The following is a 21,486-nucleotide window of genomic DNA, read 5'->3' as shown; positions in this document are numbered from 1 at the left end:
AACGGCTCCTACTTGGTGCCGCCGTTGCCGCCCTTGCCGCTCTCGGCGAGGAAGGCGAGCAGGTCCTGACGGCTGACCACACCGGTGGGCTTGCCCTCGACGAGGACGATCGCCGCGTCCGCGCCGCCGAGGACGGCCATCAGGTCGCCGACCGGCTCGCCGGAGCCGACCTGGGGCAGGGGGGCGCTCATGTGCTTCTCCAGCGGGTCCTCCAGGGAGGCCCGCTGGGCGAACAGCGCGTCCAGCAGGTCGCGCTCGACGACCGAGCCGACGACCTCGGCGGCCATGACGTCGGGGTGGCCGGCGCCGGGCTTGACGATGGGCATCTGCGAGACGCCGTACTCGCGCAGCACCTCGATGGCCTGGCCGACGGTCTCCTCGGGGTGCATGTGCACCAGCGAGGGCAGGCCGCCGTCCTTGCGGCGCAGCACGTCGCCGACGCGGGCGGCGTCGCCGGCCTCCTCCAGGAAGCCGTAGTCGGCCATCCACTCGTCGTTGAAGATCTTGCTCAGGTAGCCGCGGCCGCTGTCCGGCAGCAGCACCACGACGACGTCGTCCGGGCCGAGGCGCTTGGCGACCTCCAGGGCGCTGACGACCGCCATGCCGCAGGAGCCACCGACCAGCAGGCCCTCCTCCTTGGCCAGGCGGCGGGTCATCTGGAAGGCGTCCTTGTCGGAGACGGCGATGATCTCGTCGGTCACCGTGCCGTCGTAGCAGGAGGGCCAGAAGTCCTCGCCGACGCCCTCGATCAGGTACGGCCGGCCGGAGCCGCCGCTGTAGACGGAGCCCTCGGGGTCGGAGCCGATGACCTGCACCCGGCCGTTGCTGATCTCCTTGAGGTAGCGGCCGGTGCCGCTGATGGTGCCGCCGGTGCCCACGCCCGCGACGAAGTGGGTGATCTTCCCCTCGGTCTGCTCCCAGAGCTCGGGGCCGGTGGAGTGGTAGTGCGACAGCGGGTTGTTGGGGTTGGAGTACTGGTCGGGCTTCCAGGCATTGGGCGTCTCGCGCACCAGGCGGTCGGAGACGTTGTAGTAGGAGTCCGGGTGCTCGGGGTCGACGGCCGTCGGGCAGACGACGACCTCGGCACCGTAGGCCCGCAGCACATTGATCTTGTCCTGGGAGACCTTGTCCGGGCAGACGAAGATGCACTTGTAGCCCTTCTGCTGGGCCACGATCGCCAGGCCCACGCCCGTGTTGCCGGACGTCGGCTCGACGATCGTGCCGCCGGGCTTGAGCTCCCCCGACTTCTCGGCGGCCTCGATCATCCGCAGGGCGATGCGGTCCTTGACCGAACCACCGGGGTTGAAGTACTCGACCTTGGCCAGGACGGTCGCCTGAATGCCTTCGGTGACGTGGTTGAGCTTCACGAGCGGGGTGTTGCCAACGAGCTCAATCATCGAATCGTGATACTGCACGGTGATCTCCGCGGTCGGGGGCAGCCGTCGTCGCATGCCCGTGTCGCCAGCGTAGAGCGCATCCGACCTGTCGCGACGCGCGTTGTGACCACCGGCTCACGGGGCAACCTGCTATTGGCGCGCACTGGCAAGGGCGAGCCGGTTCCGTGAAGCTTTTATGAAGCGTGTGTAAAACGCGCACCGTGGCGCATTGTGTGCGCTCACGGCACGAAGGAGGCCGTCCGATGTCCAAGGCGAGGGCGAGGGCCGCCCGGCGGATCGCCGCCGCGGCGGCGTACGGGGGCGGCGGGGTCGGCGTGCTCGGCGGGGCGGCGCTCGGGGTGCTGCTCACCGAGGTGGCGCTGGCCCGGCGGGTCGTCGGCGGCGCCGGCGGGGTGCCGCCGCAGGCGGACGGCCGCTACGGCTCGGCGTTCGTCCACCAGCTGGGACGCGAGCCGCTGCGGCTGGGGGTGCTGGGCGACTCCACGGCCGCCGGCCAGGGCGTGCACCGGGTTCGGCAGACGCCGGGGGCCCTGCTGGCCACGGGGCTCGCGGCGGTGGCCGAGCGGCCGGTCGACATGCGCTGCGTGGCACTGTCGGGCGCACAGTCGTACGACCTGGAGCGGCAGGTCACCCAGATCCTCAGCGATCCGCAGTGGGCCCCGGACGTGTGCGTGATCATGATCGGGGCGAACGACGTCACCCACCGGGTGCCGGCCGCGCGCTCGGTGCGGCTGCTGGCCGAGGCGGTGCGGCGGCTGCGGGGCGCGGGGTGCGAAGTGGTGGTCGGCACCTGTCCCGACCTCGGGACGATCGAGCCGGTGTACCAGCCGCTGCGCTGGCTGGCCCGGCAGCTGAGCCGGCAGCTGGCCGCCGCGCAGACGATCGGGGTGCTGGAGGCGGGCGGGCGCACGGTCTCCCTCGGCGACCTGCTGGGTCCGGAGTTCGCGGCGAACCCCCGGGAGCTGTTCGGGCCGGACAACTACCACCCCTCGGCCGAGGGGTACGCGACGGCGGCGATGGCGGTGCTGCCCACGCTGTGCGCGGCGCTGGGGCTGTGGCCCGAGGAGGAGCGCCCGGACGCGGCCCGGCGCGAGGGCATCCTGCCGGTCGACCGCGCGGCGGCGGAGGCGGCGGCCGAGGGCGGCACCGAGGTGGCGCCCACGTCCCGCTCCCGCTGGGCGCTGCTCAAGCGCCGCCGCAGGCGGCGGCTGCCGGGCGCCGACGTGGGGGCCCCGGGCACGGGTTCCGGTGCGGGTCCGGGGGTGACGGCGGCGCCGGTGACGGGCGAGTGAGGGCCCCGGGGGGGCTTGCGGGGCGCGGGAGACTGGAAAGAGGTCCGTTTCACAGGCGTGAAGTCGTGACCGGCACCGTACTTGCGGGTAACTTCCCGGTGGGACCGGAGAGTCCCGCCCGTCCGCGCCCCCTGGAGCCGTGATGCCCGAAGCCGTGATCGTATCGACCGCCCGCTCCCCCATCGGCCGTGCCTTCAAGGGGTCCCTGAAGGAGCTGCGGCCGGACGACCTCACCGCCACGATCATCCAGGCCGCGCTCGCCAAGGTGCCCGGGCTGGACCCGCGCGACATCGACGACCTGATGCTCGGCTGCGGCATGCCGGGCGGCGAGCAGGGCCACAACCTCGCCCGCATCGTGGCCGTGCAGATGGGCATGGACCACCTGCCCGCCACCACGATCACCCGCTACTGCGCCTCCTCCCTGCAGACCTCCCGCATGGCGCTGCACGCCATCAAGGCGGGCGAGGGCGACGTGTTCATCTCGGCGGGCGTCGAGATGGTCTCGCGATCGGTCAACGGCTCCTCCGACGGCCAGCCCGGCACCCACAACCCGCTGTTCGCCGACGCCGAGGCCCGTACGGCCGCCCGCGCCGAGGCCGGCGGCGAGGGCTGGCACGACCCGCGCGAGGACGGCCTGGTGCCGGACGCGTACATCGCGATGGGCCAGACCGCCGAGAACCTCGCCCGCCTCAAGGGCGTCACGCGCGAGGACATGGACGCATTCGGCGTGCGGTCGCAGAACCTCGCCGAGGAGGCCATCAGGAAGGGCTTCTGGGAGCGCGAGATCACCCCGGTCACCCTCCCCGACGGCACGGTCGTCTCCACGGACGACGGTCCGCGCGCGGGCGTGACGCTGGAGGGCGTGGCGGGCCTCAAGCCCGCCTTCCGCCCCGACGGCCTGATCACGGCGGGCAACTGCTGCCCGCTCAACGACGGCGCCGCCGCGGTCGTGATCATGTCCGACACCAAGGCGCGCGAGCTGGGGCTGACCCCGCTGGCCCGGATCGTCTCCACGGGCGTCTCGGCGCTCTCCCCCGAGATCATGGGCTACGGCCCGGTGGAGGCCAGCCGGCAGGCCCTGAAGCGGGCCGGGCTGACCATCTACGACATCGACCTGGTCGAGATCAACGAGGCGTTCGCCGCGCAGGTCATCCCCTCCTACCGGGACCTGGGCATCGACCTCGACAAGCTCAACGTCAACGGCGGCGCGATCGCGGTCGGTCACCCCTTCGGCATGACCGGCGCCCGCATCACCGGCACGCTGATCAACTCGCTGCAGTTCCACGACAAGCAGTTCGGCCTGGAGACCATGTGCGTGGGCGGCGGCCAGGGCATGGCAATGGTGATCGAGCGGCTGAGCTGAGGCGACTGAGCTGAGGCGGCTGAGCTGACGGGATTGCCCGCCGGGCAACTGCCAACAGCAACTATCGGCCACCTTGCCGAAACGTGACCGAATCTCCCCCAGGATGTGACCAACGTCCCGGGGGCGATTCGTTTCCCCAGGTCAGAGTGGTTGAAGGAACAACGTCCGGGTCCTTGGTCCCGTCCGTTTACTGACGTTTTGCACTGTGGGGCTCCCGAGGCATGCGCAATGCTGAGGTAGGAATTCGGGGGATCCAAGCAACCGGGAGTACGTCAGTGAGCGCCATGTCCCTTGCCCTGCTGCTGGGCGCTGCGGCCGCCACGGCCTCGGGCGTCGCCGCCCTGTACAGCACTCGCGGTCTGCGCCGGCAGATCACGGCCCTGCGCGCCGACCTGGTCGCGGTTCTCGCGGACCGGGCCGAGCGCCCCGCGGTGCCCGCGGCGCGCACCGCCCCGGCCGCCGAACTCGCCGAGATACGGGCCGCCGTCGCCGACGCGCTGGCCGAGGAGCGCGAGCGCGAGCTGGCCGAGGCCCGGGCGTTCTGGGCCGCACAGGAGGCCCGCGACCTGGCCGGCGCGGCGGACGCGGCGGCCCTGCTGGGCGGCCTGCCCGACCTCGCGGCCGTGGACCCGCTCACCGAGCTGGAGTCCGAGGCCGCCGACTCCCCGGAGCTCGCGGCGGCACGCCGCCGCCACCCCTCGCACCCGGACTTCACGCCCACGGCCGCCTCGGCCGTCGGGGACCACGAACGCACGATCGAGCGGCTCACCGAACTCGCCGACGGGCGCATCCCGCTGGCGGACGTGCGTCCCGGCCCGCTGGGCACGCTGGACGTGTACGTCTTCGCGGACGGCACGACGGTGTGCATGACGCCGGGGCACCGGGAGACGGCCGAGCGCCTGGCGGAGGCCCTGCGGGCCGGCGAGGCGCCCACGCTCCTGGGCGGCTCGGGCGTCTCGGGCGCCTACGCCCTGACGTTCCGGTGCGAGGCCGGGCCCGTCTACGTCCTCGCGGACCGCGTCATCGCTTCGCTGTAGGCGCCTACAGCCCGCAGCGGTGGGCGGCGGCCTCCACCAGGCGCACGGCCTCGGCGACGTCCCCGCCGGACGCGCAGAGGGCTTCGGCCAAATCGTGACCGGCCACCGCCACTTGGTCGGCGACCGCGAACATGCCCGCGTCCGGCATCTCGCGCACCTCGCTCATCTGCGGCTCCTCGATCCGCTGGGTCCAGGCGGCCAGCTCCCTGGCCAGGGCCAGGGCCTCGGCGGCCGCGCCCCGGCTCAGGCGGGACTGCGGCAGGGTGCGCAGCCGGTCCGCGAACGTGTCCACGGCGGTGAGGAGGGGGGTCACATCGTCCACGCCCAGAGCCTATGCGTCCGCCACCGACTGTTGCCAACGCTTGAACACTCGGGCACGGTGACATGAAGGACCATCATTCGACGCGTCCGGAGGCGCCGATGTCCCACGTCTTCTCCGACGAGACCCACCGGAACATGCTCTCCCGCATCCCCCAGTGCACGGGGCGCGAGATCGCCGACTGGCTGCGCACGGTCGAGGAAGGACCCTCCCTCTCCCGCTTCGAGGAGAAGGTGAGCTGGCTGCGCGGAGCGCACGACCTGGCCTACGGCCACGCCAAGGCGATCGTCCACGAATACGACCTGCGACGGGCGGCGCGGAAGCTTCGGTAGCCGAGCGGAACGAGAAGGGCCCGGGAAGGCTGTGCCTTCCCGGGCCCTGCTGCCGACTGCCGTGCGGGCTAGTCGTTGTTCAGGATCGCGATGATCCGCAGGATCTCGGTGTAGATCCACACCAGCGACAGGGTCAGGCCGAAGGCGGCCAGCCAGGACTCCTCGCGCGGGGCGCCGTAGCGCACGCCGTCCTCGATCTGCTTGAAGTCCAGCGCCAGGTAGGCGGCGCCGATCAGCACGCCGAGGACGCCGACGGCGATGCCCAGCGGGCCGCTGCGCAGGCCGAGGCCGTCACCGCCGCCGAAGACGGCGAACAGCGAGTTGGCCAGCATCAGCAGGACGAAGCCGATGCCCGCGCCGATCGCGAAGCGGGCGAAGCGGTTGTCGACCCGGATGATGCGGGTGCGGTAGGCGACGAGGACGCCGGCGAAGACGGCCATCGTGCCGAGCACGGCCTGCACGGGCGCGCCGTAGGCCATCGCGTTGTAGGCCTTGCTGACCACGCCGAGGAACAGGCCCTCGAACGCGGCGTAGGCCAGGATCAGCGCGGGGCTGGGCTTGGCCTTGAACGTCTGGACCATGCCGAGGACGAAGGCCACGATGCCCGCGCCGAAGCCGAGGCCCACGGGCAGCGAGAGCGCCCAGGCGGCGGCAGCGGCGAGAACCACCAGACCCAGCGTCATGCCGGTGCGCGTGACGACGTCGTCGATCGTCATCCGTCCGGCGGTCTGCACGGGCGCCTGCGGCTGCCCCGTGTAGAGGTCCTGGCCGCCCTGGGCGTACGGGTTCGCCGCGTAGGGGTTGGTGGGCTGCGCGTACGGGCCGCCCGGCTGGGCGGTGCCGGCGTACGGGTTCGACGCGTAAGGGTTCGCGGCCCCGGCCTGCGGCCCCGCTCCGAAGCCCGCGTAACCGCTGTCGCGGCTGAACCCCCGTCGCGAGAAGACCGGGTTGCTGCTCCTCATCTCACTCCTCCATGGCCACCCTGCGTGGCCTTGGCCTCAAGCGTAATGGGTAGGCAAAGAAAAGGCGCTCCTGCCAGGGGACGATCTTTTTTCACGCGTCGGCACAGCAGACGCCCCCACAGCAGACAACGCGAACCGTCGCCGATCGGTTCCGCGGGCGGGGCCGCGGAGGGAGCACGGGGAGAGAGGTGCCCGGAGCCGGACTTGAACCGGCACGGCCCGAAGGGCCAGCGAGGTTTAAGCTCGCCGTGTCTGCATTCCACCATCCGGGCGGGGGGCTGGAGCACCCCGAGCCTAGCCGGGGAGCGCCCCCCAAACAGCGGATCCGGGACCGGAGGTTGTCTTATTTTATTGGCAACTGAGGGGGCATCAGTCATGGGACGACGCCATTGGCACATGCCAGAGGCCGATCTCCCCCGTTCATCACCCCACCCCCACGAGCAAGCGGAATTGTCGCAATCTCGTCGCCCTCGGTAAGGGCCGCTCTCCTACCCAGGGATGACACGGCGGCCACGGCATACCTCCGGAGACTGTCACGGGAACCGGAGCTGGGGCGGATCCCCGGCGCCGGCGGGGCACCGACGATGGAGTACGTCCGCCCATCGCTGTCCCGCAAGGAGTGCTCCACCGTGACCACCACGCCCTTCGGCGCCCAGACCGCTGTCCGCACCACCGCCGTGGCCGCCCGGGCCGCGGACCTGACCAAGGTGTACGGGCAGGGTGAGACCCAGGTGGTCGCCCTGGACGCCGTCTCGGTGGAGTTCCGGCAGGCCGAGTTCACCGCGATCATGGGTCCCTCCGGCTCCGGCAAGTCGACCCTGATGCACTGCATGGCGGGCCTCGACACCGTCTCCTCCGGCTCGGCCCGCATCGGCGACACCGAGCTGACCGGGCTGAGCGACAAGAAGCTCACCCGGCTGCGGCGCGACAAGATCGGCTTCATCTTCCAGGCGTTCAACCTGCTGCCGACCCTGACGGCGCTGGAGAACATCACGCTGCCGATGGACATCGCCGGCCGCCGGCCCGACAAGCAGTGGCTCGACACGGTCGTCGACACCGTCGGCCTGTCCGGGCGGCTCAAGCACCGCCCGAGCCAGCTCTCCGGCGGCCAGCAGCAGCGCGTGGCCGTCGCCCGGGCCCTGGCGAGCCGCCCGGAGATCATCTTCGGCGACGAGCCCACCGGCAACCTCGACTCCCGCTCCGGCGCCGAGGTCCTCGGCTTCCTGCGCAACTCCGTGCGCGAGCTGGGCCAGACCGTCGTCATGGTCACCCACGACCCGGTGGCCGCCTCCTACGCCGACCGCGTGGTCTTCCTCGCCGACGGCCGCATCGTCGACGACCTGCGCGACCCCACGGCCGACTCGGTGCTCGACCGCATGAAGCGGTTCGACGCCAAGGGCCGCACGAGCTGACCACCGCCGGATCCGACCACCAGGACTGACACCCCATGTTCCGCACTGCGCTGCGCAATGTGCTCGCGCACAAGGCCCGCCTGATGATGACCGTGCTCGCCGTGATGCTCGGCGTGGCCTTCGTCTCCGGCACCCTGGTCTTCACCTCGACCATCTCCGACGCGTTCCAGAAGAGCTCCGAGAAGGGCTTCACGGGCGTCGACGTCGCCATCGAGCCCCGCCACAAGGAGGAGGGCCGGCCCGGCGCGACCCCGCGGCTGAGCCAGGACCTGCTCGACCGGGCCGCCAAGGTGCCCGGCGCCGCCTCCGCGACCGGCACGGTCAGCGGCTTCGCCGCCATCGCCGACAAGAAGGGCAAGCTGGTCGGCGAGGGCTTCGACTCCGCCGGCTCCAACTACTACCCCGGCGCCGGCGGCAAGGACCCCCGCTACCCGCTCAGGAGCGGCCGGGCGCCGCGGAACGCCGGCGAGATCGCGCTGGACGCCAAGACCGCCGAGCGGGCCGGCTACAAGGTCGGCGACACCGTCCGGGTATCCGTCGACGGTCCGGTGCTCTCCGAGAAGCTGACCGGCATCTTCACCACCGACGACGGCAACGTCTCCGCCGGTGGCAGCCTCGCGCTGTTCGACACCGCCACCGCCCAGCGCCACTACGCCAAGCCCGGCGAGTTCAACCGCATCGACGTCAAGGCGGCCACCGGCACCTCCCAGGCCGCGCTCAGGACCTCCCTGAAGCAGGTCCTGCCGAAGAACGCCGAGGCCACCACGGCCAAGGAGCTCGCGGACGAGCAGAGCCGCGCCATCGCCCAGGGCATGGACGGCATGCGCAGCGTGCTGCTGGTCTTCGCCGGCATCTCCCTGTTCGTCGGCATCTTCATCATCGCCAACACCTTCACCATGCTGGTCGCCCAGCGCACCAAGGAGCTGGCCCTGCTGCGCGCGGTCGGCGCCAGCCGCCGCCAGGTCACCCGCTCGGTGCTGATCGAGGCGATCGTCGTGGGCGCCGTCGCCGGCGTGCTCGGCCTGCTCGTGGGCATCGGCATCGGCGCCGGTCTGCGCGCCCTGCTCAACAGCACCGGTGCGACCATCCCGGACGGCCCGCTGGTCGTCTCCCCCTCGACGATCGCGACCTCGCTGGTCGTCGGCGTCATGGTGACCAAGCTCGCCGCCTGGCTGCCCGCCCGCCGCGCCGCGAAGATCCCGCCGGTCGCCGCGATGAACAGCGTGCACGCCGTGGCCACCACCAAGTCCCTGGTGGTCCGCAACTCCCTCGGCGGTGCCCTCACCGCCGCCGGCGCCGCCCTGGTCCTGACCGCCACCAGTTCCACCATGATGGGCATCGGCGCCGCCCTGGTCCTCATCGGCATCTTCGTGCTGACGCCGCTGCTGTCCCGCCCGGTCATCGCCGCCGCGGCGCCCGTCCTGCGCATGTTCGGCATCTCGGGCAAGCTCGCCCGGCAGAACGCGGTGCGTAACCCGCGCCGTACGGCCGCGACCGCCTCCGCGCTGATGATCGGCCTCACGCTGATCACCGGTCTGACGGTGATAGCCGGCAGCGTCCAGCAGGCCGTCGACAAGATGGCCACGAGCTCGCTGAAGGCGGACTACGTCGTCTCCATGGCGAGCATGACGCCGCTCTCGCCCGACGTGGCGCAGAAGCTGGCCGCCCACGCGGACGTCGCCGCCGCCAGCCCGCTGCGCTCGTCCCCGGCGCGGATCGACGGCGGGCACCAGAGCCTCACCGGCGTCAACGGCCGGACCATCGGCAAGCTCACCAGCCTGGAGTTCACGGCGGGCTCCTTCGCCGGTCTCTCCGGCGACAAGGTCGTCGTGGACGACGCGACGGCCCGCTCGAACCACTGGAAGCTCGGCTCGTCCCTCGACGTCACCTACGAGGACGGCACCAAGGGCAGGCTGTCGGTCTCCGGCATCTACAAGGGCAACGACCTGATGCGCGGCGTCTGGGTCGACAAGGACGCCCTGGCCCCGCATCAGAGCCAGATCGACGACCGCCAGGTGATGGTCAAGACCAAGGGCGGCGCCACGGAGGCCACCAAGGACCGGCTGGCCAAGGCCCTCGGCGACAACCCCGCCATCCAGATCCAGACCAAGCAGGACATCTCCGACGGCATCTCCAAGGCCATCGGCCTGCTGCTGAACATGCTCTACGGCCTGCTGGGCATGGCCGTCGTCGTCGCCGTCCTCGGCGTCGTCAACACCCTGGCGATGTCCGTCTTCGAGCGGCAGCAGGAGATCGGCATGCTGCGGGCCATCGGCCTGGACCGCAAGGGCATCAAGCGGATGGTCCGCCTGGAGTCGCTGGTCATCTCGCTCTTCGGCGGTGTGATGGGCGTGGGCCTGGGCGTCTTCTTCGGCTGGGCCGCGGGCGACCTCATCAAGAAGGGCATCAGCACCTACGAGCTGGTCCTGCCCTGGGGCAGCATGGCCGTCTTCCTGCTGCTGTCCGCCCTGGTCGGCATGCTGGCCGCGCTCTGGCCGGCCCGCCGGGCGGCCAAGCTCAACATGCTGGCCGCCATCAAGGCGGAGTAGGCGCAGCCGTACGACAGCAGGGGCCCGGTCCTGGGACAGGACCGGGCCCCTGCCCGTTGTCCGTGGCGCCGGTCAGCCGCGCCAGTCGCGGGTGCGCAGCGGCAGCCCGGACTCGCCGGAGTCCGGGGTGCGCACCGCCAGCACCTGGTTCACCCCTATCCGGTTGGCCTCGAACGACAGGGCCGATGCGGCCATGTACAGCCGCCACACCCGGGCCCGGCCCGGCGAGGTCAGGCGCACCGCCTCGGCCCAGTGCCGCTCCAGGTTGGCCACCCAGCTGCGCAGCGTCAGCGCGTAGTGCTCGCGCAACGACTCCACGTCCCGCACCTCGAAGCCGGCCTCCTCCAGCTGCGCCACCGTGCGCCCGACGGGTGCGAGCTCGCCGTCGGGGAAGACGTAGCGGCCGATGAACTCGTCCACCTCGTAGGCCGTTTCGTCCTGCAGCGGGCGCCGGGCGATCTGGTGGTTGAGCAGCCGCCCGCCGGGCCGCAGCAGCGCGAACAGGTCGGCGGCGTACTCGGCGTAGCGGGCCGAACCGACGTGCTCGGCCATGCCGATGGAGGAGATCGCGTCGAAGGGTCCGTCGGCGATCTCGCGGTAGTCCTGGACGCGGATCTCCACGCGGTCGGCGAGGCCGGCGTCGGCCACGCGCTTGCGGGCGTAGGCGGCCTGCTCCTCGGAGAGGGTGATGCCGACCGCGCGCACGCCGTAGGTGCGGGCGGCGTGCGCGACCATCGAGCCCCAGCCGCAGCCGACGTCCAGCAGTCGCTGGCCGGGGGCGAGGGCGAGCTTGCGGCAGACGAGGTCGAGCTTGGCCTCCTGGGCGTCCTCCAGGGTGGCCTCCGGGCTCTCCCAGTAGGCGCAGGAGTAGACCATCGAGGGGCCCAGGACGCGCTCGTAGAAGGCGTTGCCGACGTCGTAGTGGTGGCTGATGGCGCGCTTGTCGCGGTGCAGGCTGTGCCGGGCGCCGCCGCCGGTGCGGGCCTCCTCGGGCGGCGGGGCGGGCGGCAGCCAGGGCGGGGTCAGCTTCAGCAGTTCGCGGCCGACGGCGCGCAGCGCCGGGTCGCGCAGGGCGGCCAGGCGTCCCGTGCGGCCGCGCGGCTCGCCGCGCTCCCACAGGTGCCCGGCCAGCAGCCGCAGGGCCTGGAAGAGGTCGCCGTCGACGTCGAGGTCACCGGCGACCCAGGCGCGGGCCAGGCCGAGCTCGCCCGGCTGCCACAGCAGCCGGCGCAGGGCCCGCCGGCGCCGCAGTACGAGGACCGGGCTGCCGGGAGTGCCGGGCGGGCCGTACTCGCTGCCGTCCCAGGCGCGCAGCCGCACCGGGAGCGGGGTGCCCAGCGCCTGCTGGGCCAGGTCGGCGAGCCGTCGAGCGGCCTCGGGCATGTCGCACACCTCCATGATCGAGGGTCAGGAGATCCTGACGCCTCAACACCGGTGGATTCGTGCCTTAGTCCTTGCCCTTCGGCGGGGTGCGCACACGCCGAAGGGCGCCCACCCCACGGATCGGTGGACGCCCTTCGCGAGGAAGACCGTTGTTACGAGGCCTTGGCCTTCTCGGCCGGCGAGGTGGCCTGCGGGGCCGGCTTGGCGGCCTCGTAGAACTCCTCGCGCGGGTTCTCCATCGCCCGCAGCGAGACGACCTCGCGCTTGAGGAAGAGACCGAGGGTCCAGTCGGCGAAGACGCGGATCTTGCGGTTCCAGGTCGGCATCGCCATGCCGTGGTAGCCACGGTGCATGTACCAGGCGAGACGGCCCTTGAGCTTGATCTTCATCTTGCCCATGACGATCATCGCCACGCCCTTGTGGAGGCCGAGGCCCGCCACCGCACCCTTGTTGGCGTGCTTGTACTCCTTCTGCCCGGCCTCGAAGCCGCGCAGGGCCGCCACGACGTTGTCGCCGAGGACCTTGGACTGGCGCAGGGCGTGCTGGGCGTTCGGCGGGCACCAGGCGTTCTCGTTGCCGGCCGCACGGCCGACCAGGTCGGGCACCTGGGCGTTGTCGCCGGCCGCGAAGGCGTACGGCATGTCCTTGATCTGCAGCGTCGGCAGGGTGTCGACGTGGCCGCGGGGGCCCAGCGGCAGACCGAAGCGGGCGAGCGCCGGGTTGGGCTTGACGCCGGCGGTCCACACGATGGTGTTGGCGTCGACCTCGAGGCCGTTCTTGAGCACGACGTGGCCGTCGACGCAGGAGTCCATCGAGGTGCCGAGGTAGACCTCGACGCCGCGGCTCTCCAGGTGCTCCTTGCCGTACTGGCCGAGCTTGGGGCCGACCTCGGGGAGGATCTTGTCGGCGGCGTCGACGAGGATGAAGCGCATGTCCTCGCGCTTGATCGTCGGGTAGTACTTGGCGGCGTCGCGGGCCATGTCCTCGACCTCGCCGATCGTCTCGGCGCCGGCGAAGCCACCACCGACGAAGACGAAGGTCAGCGCGCGGCGGCGGATCTCCTCGTCCTTGGTCGAGTCGGCCTTGTCCAGCTGCTCGAGGACGTGGTTGCGCAGGCCGATGGCCTCCTCGATGCCCTTCATGCCGATGCCGTTCTCGGCCAGGCCGGGGATCGGGAAGGTACGGGAGACGGCGCCGAGCGCGATCACCAGGTAGTCGAAGGGCAGCTCGTAGGCCTCGCCGACGATCGGGGCGATCGTGGCGACCTTGCGGTCCTGGTCGATGGTGGTGACGCGGCCCGTGAGGACCTCCGCCTTGGGGAGCACACGTCGCAGCGGCACCACGACGTGGCGGGGAGAGATGCTGCCGGCGGCTGCTTCGGGAAGGAAGGGCTGGTACGTCATGTACGAGCGCGGGTCGACGACCGTGACGGTCGCCTCGCCGTACCGCATCTTCTTCAGGATGCGGCGCGCCGCGTACAGGCCGACGTACCCACCGCCTACTACGAGGATCCGTGGACGCTCCGTGGTGCTCATGTTTCGAGTATCCAGCACGTCTCGACGGGGTGCTCGTGAGCCCCTTCACAAGAACGGTGGGGGCATCTGCTACACTCCGCCGCCACCGTGACCGACGCCATACCCGCGCAAGGGAACCGCAACGCCGCCAAGGGCGTTGAGCACCCGCCCTGAACTGGCCTTGAGGGTCGCGTGACGACTGGACCACCCGCCGTCGCGGCTGCGCATAAGCGTTTCTTTAACACGACCGAAACCAGCCGGATTCCGGACGCCGGGGGGCCACACGGCCCGGAATGCGGGCCGAAGGCCCTCTTCCGCGAACTGGTTGGCCCTTTTTCATGTGAAGGATTTCACGAACAATTTCCCGGCGCCCGATCGGGCTGCGCCCCTTACACGAGGGAAAGAGCGATCCCGTCCAGAATGTCCAACTCGCTGACGATCACCTCGTCGACGCCCACGCGCTCCATCACGCACTGCAGCACCAGGGCCCCCGCGGCGATCACATCGACCCGCCCCGGGTGCAGCACCGGAATCGCGGCGCGCTCGTCGTGGGTGGAGGCGAGCAGCCGCGCGGTGATCGCCCGGACCTGGTCCAGGGAGATCCGCGCGTGGTGGATGACCGAGGAGTCGTACTCCTCCAGCTCCAGCGCGATGGCCGCGACCGTGGTGACGGAACCGGCCAGCCCGACCAGCGTACGGGCCTCGCCCAGCGGCACCGCCTGCGCGGCCAGGTCGAGGGCCGCCTCGACGTCGGCCCGTATGGCGGCGACCTGTTCGGCCGTCGGCGGGTCGGTGACCGCGCCGTCCACCACCAGATGACGCTCCGTCATGCGCACGCAACCCACGTCCACGCTGCGGGCGGCCCGCACATGCTCCTCGCCGACCACGAACTCCGTCGAGCCGCCGCCGATGTCGACCACGAGGAACGGCGCGGCCAGATCGGCGCGCCCCACCAGCTCCCGCGTCGCACCGGTGAAGGAGAACTCGGCCTCCTGGTCACCGGTGACGACCTCCGGCTCGACGCCGAGGATCTCCACCACGCCGCGCACGAAGTCCTCGCGGTTCTGTGCGTCGCGGGAGGCGGAGGTGGCGACGAAACGGATGCGCTCGGCCTTCAGGTCGCGAATGACCTCCGCGTACGCGCGGCAGGCCGCGAACGTGCGCTCCAGCGCCTCGGGGGCCAGACGGCCGGTGCGGTCGACGCCCTGGCCGAGGCGGACGATGGTCATCCGGCGGTCGAGCTCGTCGAGTCGGCCCGTGGCCGGGTCGACGTCCGCCACGAGCAGGCGGATGGAGTTGGTGCCGCAGTCGATGGCCGCGACGCGCGTCATGCGCCGTCCTCCTGCTCGCCGCAGGGGTTCACGCACGGGCCCTTGCGCCACCACTCGGGGAGCATGGCGATCGCCTCGTCGCCCAGGGGGTTCACGCCCGGGCCCGCGGCCAGGGAGTGACCGACCAGGACGTGCAGGCACTTGACGCGGTCCGGCATCCCGCCGGCGCTCGGGAAGCCCTGCAGGACCTCGATGGCGTCCCGGCGGCGGATGTAGTCCTCGTGCGCGGCCCGGTAGGCGGCGGCCAGCTCCGGGTCGCTCTGCAGCCGCTCGCTCATCTCCTTCATGACGCCCTCGGCCTCCAGCGTGCCGATCGCCGAGGCGGCGCGCGGGCACGTCAGGTAGTACAGCGTCGGGAAGGGCGTGCCGTCCTCCAGCCGCGGGGCGGTCTCGACGACGTCGGGGTTGCCGCAGGGGCAGCGGTGGGCGATGGCGCGCAGGCCGCGCGGCGGGCGCCCCAGCTGCGCCTCGAACGCCGCGATGTCGGCGTCCGTCGGCTCGGTGGGCTCGGTCGTGGGCGGGGGCGTGTCCATGTGCTCGAATGCTCGCTCGTGCTCGGTGGGTCGGGGGGCCGGTGGCGCGGGACGCTCAGCGGTGGGTGTCGGAGGCGTCCACGTCGTCGAAGAGGTTGAGGTACCAGGGGCGGTCGGCGGCGCCCTCGTCCTTGTGGCGGCCGTCGGCGGCGGTGCCGTCGACGACGTTGTAGCCGGTCTCTCCGGGGCGCAGGTAGTGCAGGTGCTCGCGGGCCAGCTGCTCGACGTAGGCCGGGTCCTCCAGCCGGGCCTTCTCGTCCTGCAGCCGTTTGACCTGCTCGCGCGCGTGCTCGGTGCGGCGCCGCTGGTCGGCGATGTCGGAGCGCTGGGTCACCCACTGCCGCATCGGGTAGGCCAGGGCCACCACCAGCGAGCAGACGACGAGCGCCAGCAGGGCCGCCCGGCCGGTGAGCCGGGAGCGGCGCGGCTGACGGGCGCGGTACGTCCGGGCCGCGGCGGGCCCCTGCACCAGCGCCGTGCCGAGCGCCTTGAGCCTGGTCGCGGTGGAGAACCGGTCCGCGCCCACGTCGCCTCCCCTGTCGGTCCGCTACGAACGTACGTCCCCGGACACGGTACGGGACCGCGGCCGGGGACGTACGGAGACTGGCGAGAGCTCAGCCGTTAAGGCTCAAGCGTCAAGGCTCAAGCCGACGCGGCGCTCAGCCCTGCTGTGCTCATTAGTTCGCAGAGCGAAACCGCGGGAAGGCGCTGCGGCCGGCGTACACCGCGGCGTCGTCGAGGATCTCCTCGATGCGCAGCAGCTGGTTGTACTTGGCGACGCGCTCGGAGCGGGCCGGGGCGCCGGTCTTGATCTGGCCGCAGTTGGTGGCGACGGCCAGGTCGGCGATGGTGACGTCCTCGGTCTCGCCGGAGCGGTGGGACATCATGCACTTGAAGCCGTTGCGCTGGGCCAGCTCGACGGCGTCGAGGGTCTCGGTCAGCGAACCGATCTGGTTGACCTTGACCAGCAGGGCGTTGGCAGTGCCCTCCTCGATGCCGCGGGCGAGGCGCTCGGGGTTGGTGACGAACAGGTCGTCACCGACGAGCTGGACCTTGTCGCCGAGCTTGTCGGTGATGGTCTTCCAGCCGTCCCAGTCGTCCTCGAACAGCGGGTCCTCGATGGAGACCAGCGGGTAGGCCTCGACGAGCTCGGCGTAGTAGTCGGTCATCTGGGCCGCGGTGCGGTCCTGGCCCTCGAAGGTGTAGACGCCGTCCTTGTAGAACTCGGAGGCGGCGACGTCCAGGGCGAGCGCGATGTCCTGGCCGGGGGTGTAGCCGGCCTCCTTGATGGCCTCGAGGATCAGGTCGAGGGCCTCGCGGTTGGAGCCGAGGTTCGGGGCGAAGCCGCCCTCGTCGCCCAGGCCGGTGGACAGGCCGCGGCCCTTCAGGACCTTCTTGAGGGTGTGGTAGACCTCGGTGCCCCAGCGCAGGGCCTCGGAGAAGGACTCCGCGCCGATCGGCGCGATCATGAACTCCTGGATGTCCACGTTGGAGTCGGCGTGCGAGCCGCCGTTGAGGATGTTCATCATCGGAACGGGCAGCAGGTGCGCGTTCGGGCCGCCGAGGTAGCGGAAGAGGGGCAGGTCCGAGGCCTCGGAGGCGGCGTGCGCGACGGCCAGGGAGACGCCGAGGATGGCGTTGGCGCCGAGCGAGCCCTTGTTGTCGGTGGCGTCCAGGTCGAACATGGCCTGGTCGATCAGGCGCTGCTCGGTGGCGTCGTAGCCGACCAGCTCCGGGCCGATCTGCTCGATCACGGCGAGGACGGCCTTCTCGACGCCCTTGCCGAGGTAGCGGTCCGGGTCGCCGTCACGCAGCTCGATGGCCTCGAAGGCGCCGGTGGAGGCGCCGGACGGCACGGCGGCACGGCCCGTGGAGCCGTCGTCGAGGCCGACCTCGACCTCGACCGTGGGGTTGCCTCGCGAGTCGAGGATCTCGCGAGCTACGACGACGTCGATGGACGGCACGAGGGTCTCCTTCGTGTGTGTCTGGAGTTCTGCACCACGAGCCTAACGGGCCCCGCGGGCTCTCCCCGCGCTGGACCGGGCCACGGGCCGAAAATTGGCACAAATGCCGATATCACGGGATGAAAACCCAGTATGTTCGCTCAACGGACAGTCGACGGGGCGCGGCCGGCACGGCGGCTCGAACGGCGAAGCCCCGCTCCGGTGCGGCTCGGGGGGAAGCGCAGCGAAGCGGGGCGGTCGTACGGCCGGTCGTCGTGCGGCCGGGCGGCCATGGGCCGCCCGGCACCTTCGATCGGCTTCGATCGACTCCGGTCAGTGCAGGTGCAGCTGCTGACCGGGGAAGATCAGGTCGGCGTTGTCGATGACGTCCTTGTTGAGGTCGTAGAGCTTCGCCCAGCCACCGCGCACCTTCTGCGCGTCGGCGATGGTCCCGAGGGTGTCGCCCTCCTTGACCTTGTACTCGCCGGTGCCCTGCTTGACCTCGCGCGGGGCGGCCTTCTTGGCCTCCGCCTTGGCCTCCGCGGCCTCGTCGTCGGCGTCCGACTCCCGGGTGACCTTCTTCGGAGCGCTGTGGCGCTCGCTGCGGTCCGAGTGGTTCTTGGTGGAGTGGGCGCCCTCGGCGGAGGTGGTCTTGCGGGTCTTCTTGGCGGAGGCGGAGCCGGAGTCGTCGGAGGGGTCGACGTCGGCCTTGGCGCCGCCGGAGCGCAGACCGCCCTCACCCGCGCAGCCCCAGGCGCCCGGGCCCTGCATGGCCAGCAGCCGCTCGGCGGTGGCGATCTGCTGGGCCTTGGTGGCGAGGTCGGCGCGCGGGGCGTACTTGGTGCCGCCCGCGGCCTTCCAGGAGTCGTTCGAGAACTGCAGGCCGCCGTAGTAGTTGTTGCCGTTGTTGAGGTGCCAGTTGCCGCTGGACTCGCACTGGGCGACCTTGTCCCAGGTGGAGACGGAGGCGGCGTTGGCGGAGGTCGCGACCATCAGTGGGGCGGCGACCGCGGCGCCGGTGACGCCGGCGAGCGTGACGATTCGGACGGCCTTGGACGGACGACGGTGCTTGCCCTTGGACATAAGTCGTTTTCCTCACCGACGCCTACGAGGTGAGCTGTCGGGTTCGGGCTGTGAGACTGCCCGGCCCGGTGCGAGCACCGGGCTTCACCCCAAGCCGTCCGTCCCTGCGGTCTGCCGACCGCCGGTCCGTCCGGCGCCTACCTTGGTTCCCCCGCTCCTGCCTACGGCGCTTGCGCGACGACTCCCCCGGCCGCCGGCAGGATTCGGCGTGGCGACCGTGGTGCTCGCGATGGCGAGCGGTGAAGACGGTAAGCACAGGCGGCCTGCGGGTTCAAACCCCACTTTTCAGCCAAGGCCGCCATCGGTTACCGCGGGAAACCTGACGTTTCCGCAGGTGGCCCTGGGTAGACGCAAATCGGACGGACGCTCTCCGCCGCCGAGTCGAAGAGACCCATGTCTCACTTTCGACTGGAACGGACATTCGGCCCTTTCCGCATGGCTATTGACGGATATCCAGGCGCTGACCAGGACGGATAAGGTCCGGATCAGTTCCGACAACTTTTTCGTTCTTCTGATACAGCGTCTGCCAGCCGCCGGCGACCGAGTGCTCCTGGGCGATCACTGACAGGTTGTCACCGGGCTGCACGGTGTAGTCGTTTGCGGCCGGGATGCCCGGCCGGGAATCGCCCCCGCGCGAGGGTCGCTGTGCGCCGTCGTCCGGGCCGTTCGGGGTCGCGCGGTGGCGCCCCGAGCCCTCCGCCGCGCCGGCGTCCCCGGCGGACGCGCCGTCGGCTCCCGGCGTGCCCGACGGGCTCGCGGAGCCGTCGGCCGGAGCCGACGGGAGGTCGGTGCCGGGCTCCTTGCGGTGCTTGCCCTGCCCGGCGTCCGGCGTGCCGCTCGCGGGAGCTGACGGGGTGCCACCGGCGTCCGGCGTCGCACCGGAGGGCGCACCGGACTGGCCGGGCGCGGGCGTGGACGACCCGGACGGCGACGTCGACGGCGATGCGGACGGCGTCCCCGACGGCGCCGAAGGCGTGGGGGTGGCGTCGGGGGCATGCGAGGCGTCCGGAGCGGGCGAGCCGTGCTCCGGCGCGGGCTTGGTCGTGTGCTCCGGTGTCCGGCTGCGCTCCGGGGCCGGCGGCGGGGTGGCCTTGGTGCCCGGGTCGACCTCGGGCGCCCGCTCGCTGCGGGTCAGACCCGCGCCCTCGCCGCAGCTCGTCCACGGGCCGGAGCCCTGCGACTTGAGGATGCTCTCGGCGATGGCGATCTGCTCGGAACGACTCGCGAGGTCGGGCCGGGGCGCGTACGAGATGCCGCCGTGCTGCTCCCACAACTCCTGGGTGATCTGCAGGCCGCCGAAGAAGCCGTTGCCCTGGTTGGCGCTCCACATCCCCCCGCTCTCGCACTGGGCGACCTTGTCCCAGGTGCCCGCGTCGGCCGCGGTGGCGGTGGTGGCAGCCAGCAGCGGCATGGCGACGCTGGCTCCCGTCACCCCCGCCGCGAGCACGATGGCGGGGACCTGACGGGGACGGCGATGTCTACCAGTGCCTGAGCGCATGTTCGGGCCCTCTCGGGTAGGCGGCTTCGGATGGTCGTCGAACATAGCGACGGCCCCCCGGAGTCACAACCCGGTGTAGCGGAGGTCACGCTGCGATAACTGCGAGGTGACCGGACGTCATGCGCTAAGGGCATGCAGGCGCCTGCGCGGGCGGACGCGCCGTGAATTCCACGGGCAGCGTGCGCAGGCCGCGCATGATCAGGCCGCCGCGCCAGCGCAGGTCGTCCGGCTCGGCGGCGAGCCGGAGGTCGGGCAGTCTGCGCAGCAGGGTGGCGAGCGCGGTCTGCCCTTCGAGGCGGGCGAGCGGTGCGCCGAGACAGTAATGGATGCCGTGTCCGTAGCCCAAGTGCTGGTTGTCGCGCCGGGAGAGGTCCAGGACGTCGGGATCGGCGAACCGTTCGGGGTCGCGGTCCGCGGCCGCCAGCACCACCAGGACGGGGTCGCCCTCGGCGATCCGCTGCCCGCCGATGACCAGGTCCTGGGTGGCGAAACGCCAGGTCGCAAGCTCTACGGGGCCGTCGTAGCGCAGCAGTTCCTCGACCCCCGTGGCGAGCAGCGACGCGTCCCCCTCGGCGAGGGCGCGCTGCAGGCGTTCGCGTTGTTCGGGGTGGCGCAGCAGCGCGTAGGTTCCGTTACCGATCAGGTTCACAGTTGTTTCGAAACCGGCGAAAAGAAGAATGAAGGCCATGGCGGCGGCCTCGTTCTCGGTGAGGTGCTCGCCGTGGTCGCTCGCCCTGATCAGTCCCGAGATGAGGTCGTCGCCCAGATCCTCCCGCTTCCGGTGGATCAGTTCCGCGAGATAGGTGCGCATCTTCTTCACCGAGCGCGCCACCCCGCCGCGCGGCCCGCCCCCGTGCCGGATCATCATTCCGGCCCAGTCGCGGAAGTCGTCCTGGTCCTCCGGCGGGACGCCGAGCATGTCGCAGATGGCGTAGATGGGCAGCGGGAAGGCGAACTCGTGAATGAGGTCCGCCGCGCCCTTCTCGCAGAAGCCGTCGATGAGCCGGTCGGTGAGCTCCTGCACCCGGGGCGCGAACTCCGCGACCCGGCGCGGGGTGAACGCCTTGGAGACCAGGCGGCGCAGCCGGGTGTGGTCCGGCGGGTCGATGTTGAGCAGGTGCGTCATCAGGTTGGCGCTGCGCTCGCCGGGGATGCCGACCTTGCCCTTGCCGTGGGCGTGCTCCGAGTGGTGCACGGGGTTCTTCGACAGCCGCTGGTCGGCGAGCGCCTGCCGGGCGTCGGCGTACCGCGTGACCAGCCATGCCTCGACCCCGCTGGGCAGCTCCGTCCTGTGGACGGGCGCGTGCTCGCGCAGCCAGGCGTACGCCGGGTACGGGTCGCTGGCGAACTCCCAGGTGAAGAGCTTCGGGGCAGGGGGCGTGGGATTCTCGTGCACGCCCCCGACGCTAACGGGTGCGGTGCCCCGCAGGGCGCCCAGGCCGTGCCCCGTAGGGGCACGGGGAGTGCCCGTTCTGCGGCTGCCGCCGCGTGGGCGCGACAAGCCACCATGCGCCCGCACGTGCGCGTTCGGCTGCAGG

The 21,486-nt window shown here is 71.5% G+C and carries 18 protein-coding genes, 1 tRNA gene and 1 riboswitch; of the genes, 6 read left to right on the top strand and 13 right to left on the bottom strand.

The genetic code is table 11. The annotated features are described in order from the left end of the window. Positions 1 to 8: 8 nt before the first annotated feature. Positions 9 to 1,415 (bottom strand): cystathionine beta-synthase, encoded by a 1,407-nt coding sequence (locus AB0K17_RS13630; RefSeq protein WP_365965988.1) that lies wholly within the window; start codon positions 1,413 to 1,415, stop codon positions 9 to 11. Between the two features lie 224 nt (positions 1,416 to 1,639). Between AB0K17_RS13630 and AB0K17_RS13625 the strand changes: the two genes are divergently transcribed. The 3 genes from AB0K17_RS13625 to AB0K17_RS13615 all read left to right on the top strand — a co-directional run bounded on the left by AB0K17_RS13625 (position 1,640) and on the right by AB0K17_RS13615 (position 5,089). Continuing rightward, on the top strand, positions 1,640 to 2,689 hold the full coding sequence (locus tag AB0K17_RS13625) for an SGNH/GDSL hydrolase family protein (protein ID WP_365965989.1): 1,050 nt from the start codon (positions 1,640 to 1,642) through the stop codon (positions 2,687 to 2,689). A 142-nt stretch (positions 2,690 to 2,831) separates the two neighbouring features. Continuing rightward, complete coding sequence (locus tag AB0K17_RS13620; protein ID WP_365983053.1) at positions 2,832 to 4,052, top strand: acetyl-CoA C-acetyltransferase; 1,221 nt, start codon at positions 2,832 to 2,834, stop codon at positions 4,050 to 4,052. Between the two features lie 275 nt (positions 4,053 to 4,327). Next, positions 4,328 to 5,089, top strand: a complete 762-nt coding sequence (locus tag AB0K17_RS13615; protein ID WP_365965991.1) for a hypothetical protein — start codon at positions 4,328 to 4,330, stop codon at positions 5,087 to 5,089. A 4-nt stretch (positions 5,090 to 5,093) separates the two neighbouring features. Here the strand turns inward: AB0K17_RS13615 and AB0K17_RS13610 are convergent, their stop codons facing one another. Beyond that, complete coding sequence (locus tag AB0K17_RS13610) at positions 5,094 to 5,411, bottom strand: hypothetical protein (RefSeq protein WP_365965992.1); 318 nt, start codon at positions 5,409 to 5,411, stop codon at positions 5,094 to 5,096. A gap of 98 nt (positions 5,412 to 5,509) precedes the next feature. Here AB0K17_RS13610 and AB0K17_RS13605 point away from each other — a divergent pair, with 98 nt between their 5' ends. After that, positions 5,510 to 5,740 (top strand): DUF4287 domain-containing protein, encoded by a 231-nt coding sequence (locus AB0K17_RS13605; protein ID WP_344437764.1) that lies wholly within the window; start codon positions 5,510 to 5,512, stop codon positions 5,738 to 5,740. A gap of 68 nt (positions 5,741 to 5,808) precedes the next feature. Here the strand turns inward: AB0K17_RS13605 and AB0K17_RS13600 are convergent, their stop codons facing one another. Both AB0K17_RS13600 and AB0K17_RS13595 read right to left on the bottom strand, forming a co-directional pair. Then, positions 5,809 to 6,702 carry a Bax inhibitor-1/YccA family protein gene (locus AB0K17_RS13600; protein ID WP_365965993.1) on the bottom strand — a complete coding sequence of 298 codons (894 nt, stop codon included), beginning with the start codon at positions 6,700 to 6,702 and terminating at the stop codon, positions 5,809 to 5,811. A gap of 189 nt (positions 6,703 to 6,891) precedes the next feature. Next, positions 6,892 to 6,974, bottom strand: a tRNA-Leu gene (locus tag AB0K17_RS13595). Between the two features lie 357 nt (positions 6,975 to 7,331). Here AB0K17_RS13595 and AB0K17_RS13590 point away from each other — a divergent pair. After that, on the top strand, positions 7,332 to 8,114 hold the full coding sequence (locus AB0K17_RS13590) for an ABC transporter ATP-binding protein (RefSeq protein WP_365965994.1): 783 nt from the start codon (positions 7,332 to 7,334) through the stop codon (positions 8,112 to 8,114). 35 nt (positions 8,115 to 8,149) lie between these two features. Then, the gene (locus AB0K17_RS13585) at positions 8,150 to 10,663 is read left to right on the top strand and encodes an FtsX-like permease family protein (protein WP_365983052.1); all 2,514 of its coding nucleotides are present in this window, start codon (positions 8,150 to 8,152) and stop codon (positions 10,661 to 10,663) included. A gap of 72 nt (positions 10,664 to 10,735) precedes the next feature. On the opposite strand, the gene AB0K17_RS13580 is transcribed toward AB0K17_RS13585, so the two are convergent. From AB0K17_RS13580 to AB0K17_RS13540, 9 genes are all read right to left on the bottom strand, one after another. Then, a complete protein-coding gene (locus tag AB0K17_RS13580; RefSeq protein ID WP_365983051.1) occupies positions 10,736 to 12,046 on the bottom strand; it encodes a class I SAM-dependent methyltransferase in 1,311 nt (436 codons plus the stop codon). A 152-nt stretch (positions 12,047 to 12,198) separates the two neighbouring features. Continuing rightward, the gene (locus tag AB0K17_RS13575; protein ID WP_365965997.1) at positions 12,199 to 13,581 is read right to left on the bottom strand and encodes an NAD(P)/FAD-dependent oxidoreductase; all 1,383 of its coding nucleotides are present in this window, start codon (positions 13,579 to 13,581) and stop codon (positions 12,199 to 12,201) included. A 368-nt stretch (positions 13,582 to 13,949) separates the two neighbouring features. Beyond that, on the bottom strand, positions 13,950 to 14,891 hold the full coding sequence (locus tag AB0K17_RS13570) for a Ppx/GppA phosphatase family protein (RefSeq protein WP_365983050.1): 942 nt from the start codon (positions 14,889 to 14,891) through the stop codon (positions 13,950 to 13,952). Next, positions 14,888 to 15,424 (bottom strand): DUF501 domain-containing protein, encoded by a 537-nt coding sequence (locus AB0K17_RS13565; protein WP_344437750.1) that lies wholly within the window; start codon positions 15,422 to 15,424, stop codon positions 14,888 to 14,890. Before AB0K17_RS13565 ends, AB0K17_RS13570 begins: the two co-directional genes overlap by 4 nt. Positions 15,425 to 15,479: 55 nt before the next feature. Then, positions 15,480 to 15,950, bottom strand: coding sequence for a septum formation initiator family protein (locus AB0K17_RS13560; RefSeq protein ID WP_365965999.1), 471 nt, complete (start codon positions 15,948 to 15,950; stop codon positions 15,480 to 15,482). 151 nt (positions 15,951 to 16,101) lie between these two features. Then, complete coding sequence (gene eno, locus AB0K17_RS13555; RefSeq protein WP_365983049.1) at positions 16,102 to 17,388, bottom strand: phosphopyruvate hydratase; 1,287 nt, start codon at positions 17,386 to 17,388, stop codon at positions 16,102 to 16,104. Positions 17,389 to 17,700: 312 nt separating this feature from the next. Continuing rightward, positions 17,701 to 18,450, bottom strand: coding sequence for a transglycosylase family protein (locus AB0K17_RS13550; protein ID WP_365983048.1), 750 nt, complete (start codon positions 18,448 to 18,450; stop codon positions 17,701 to 17,703). A 4-nt stretch (positions 18,451 to 18,454) separates the two neighbouring features. Further along, positions 18,455 to 18,629, bottom strand: a riboswitch (cyclic di-AMP (ydaO/yuaA leader). A 260-nt stretch (positions 18,630 to 18,889) separates the two neighbouring features. After that, positions 18,890 to 19,882, bottom strand: a complete 993-nt coding sequence (locus AB0K17_RS13545; protein WP_365966002.1) for a transglycosylase family protein — start codon at positions 19,880 to 19,882, stop codon at positions 18,890 to 18,892. Between the two features lie 190 nt (positions 19,883 to 20,072). Beyond that, complete coding sequence (locus tag AB0K17_RS13540) at positions 20,073 to 21,344, bottom strand: cytochrome P450 (protein ID WP_365983047.1); 1,272 nt, start codon at positions 21,342 to 21,344, stop codon at positions 20,073 to 20,075. Positions 21,345 to 21,486 lie beyond the last annotated feature (142 nt).

Source organism: Streptomyces sp. NPDC049585 (assembly GCF_040675615.1).
Taxonomy (GTDB): domain Bacteria; phylum Actinomycetota; class Actinomycetes; order Streptomycetales; family Streptomycetaceae; genus Streptomyces; species Streptomyces luteosporeus.
This window is presented reverse-complemented; position numbering and strand designations above follow the sequence as displayed.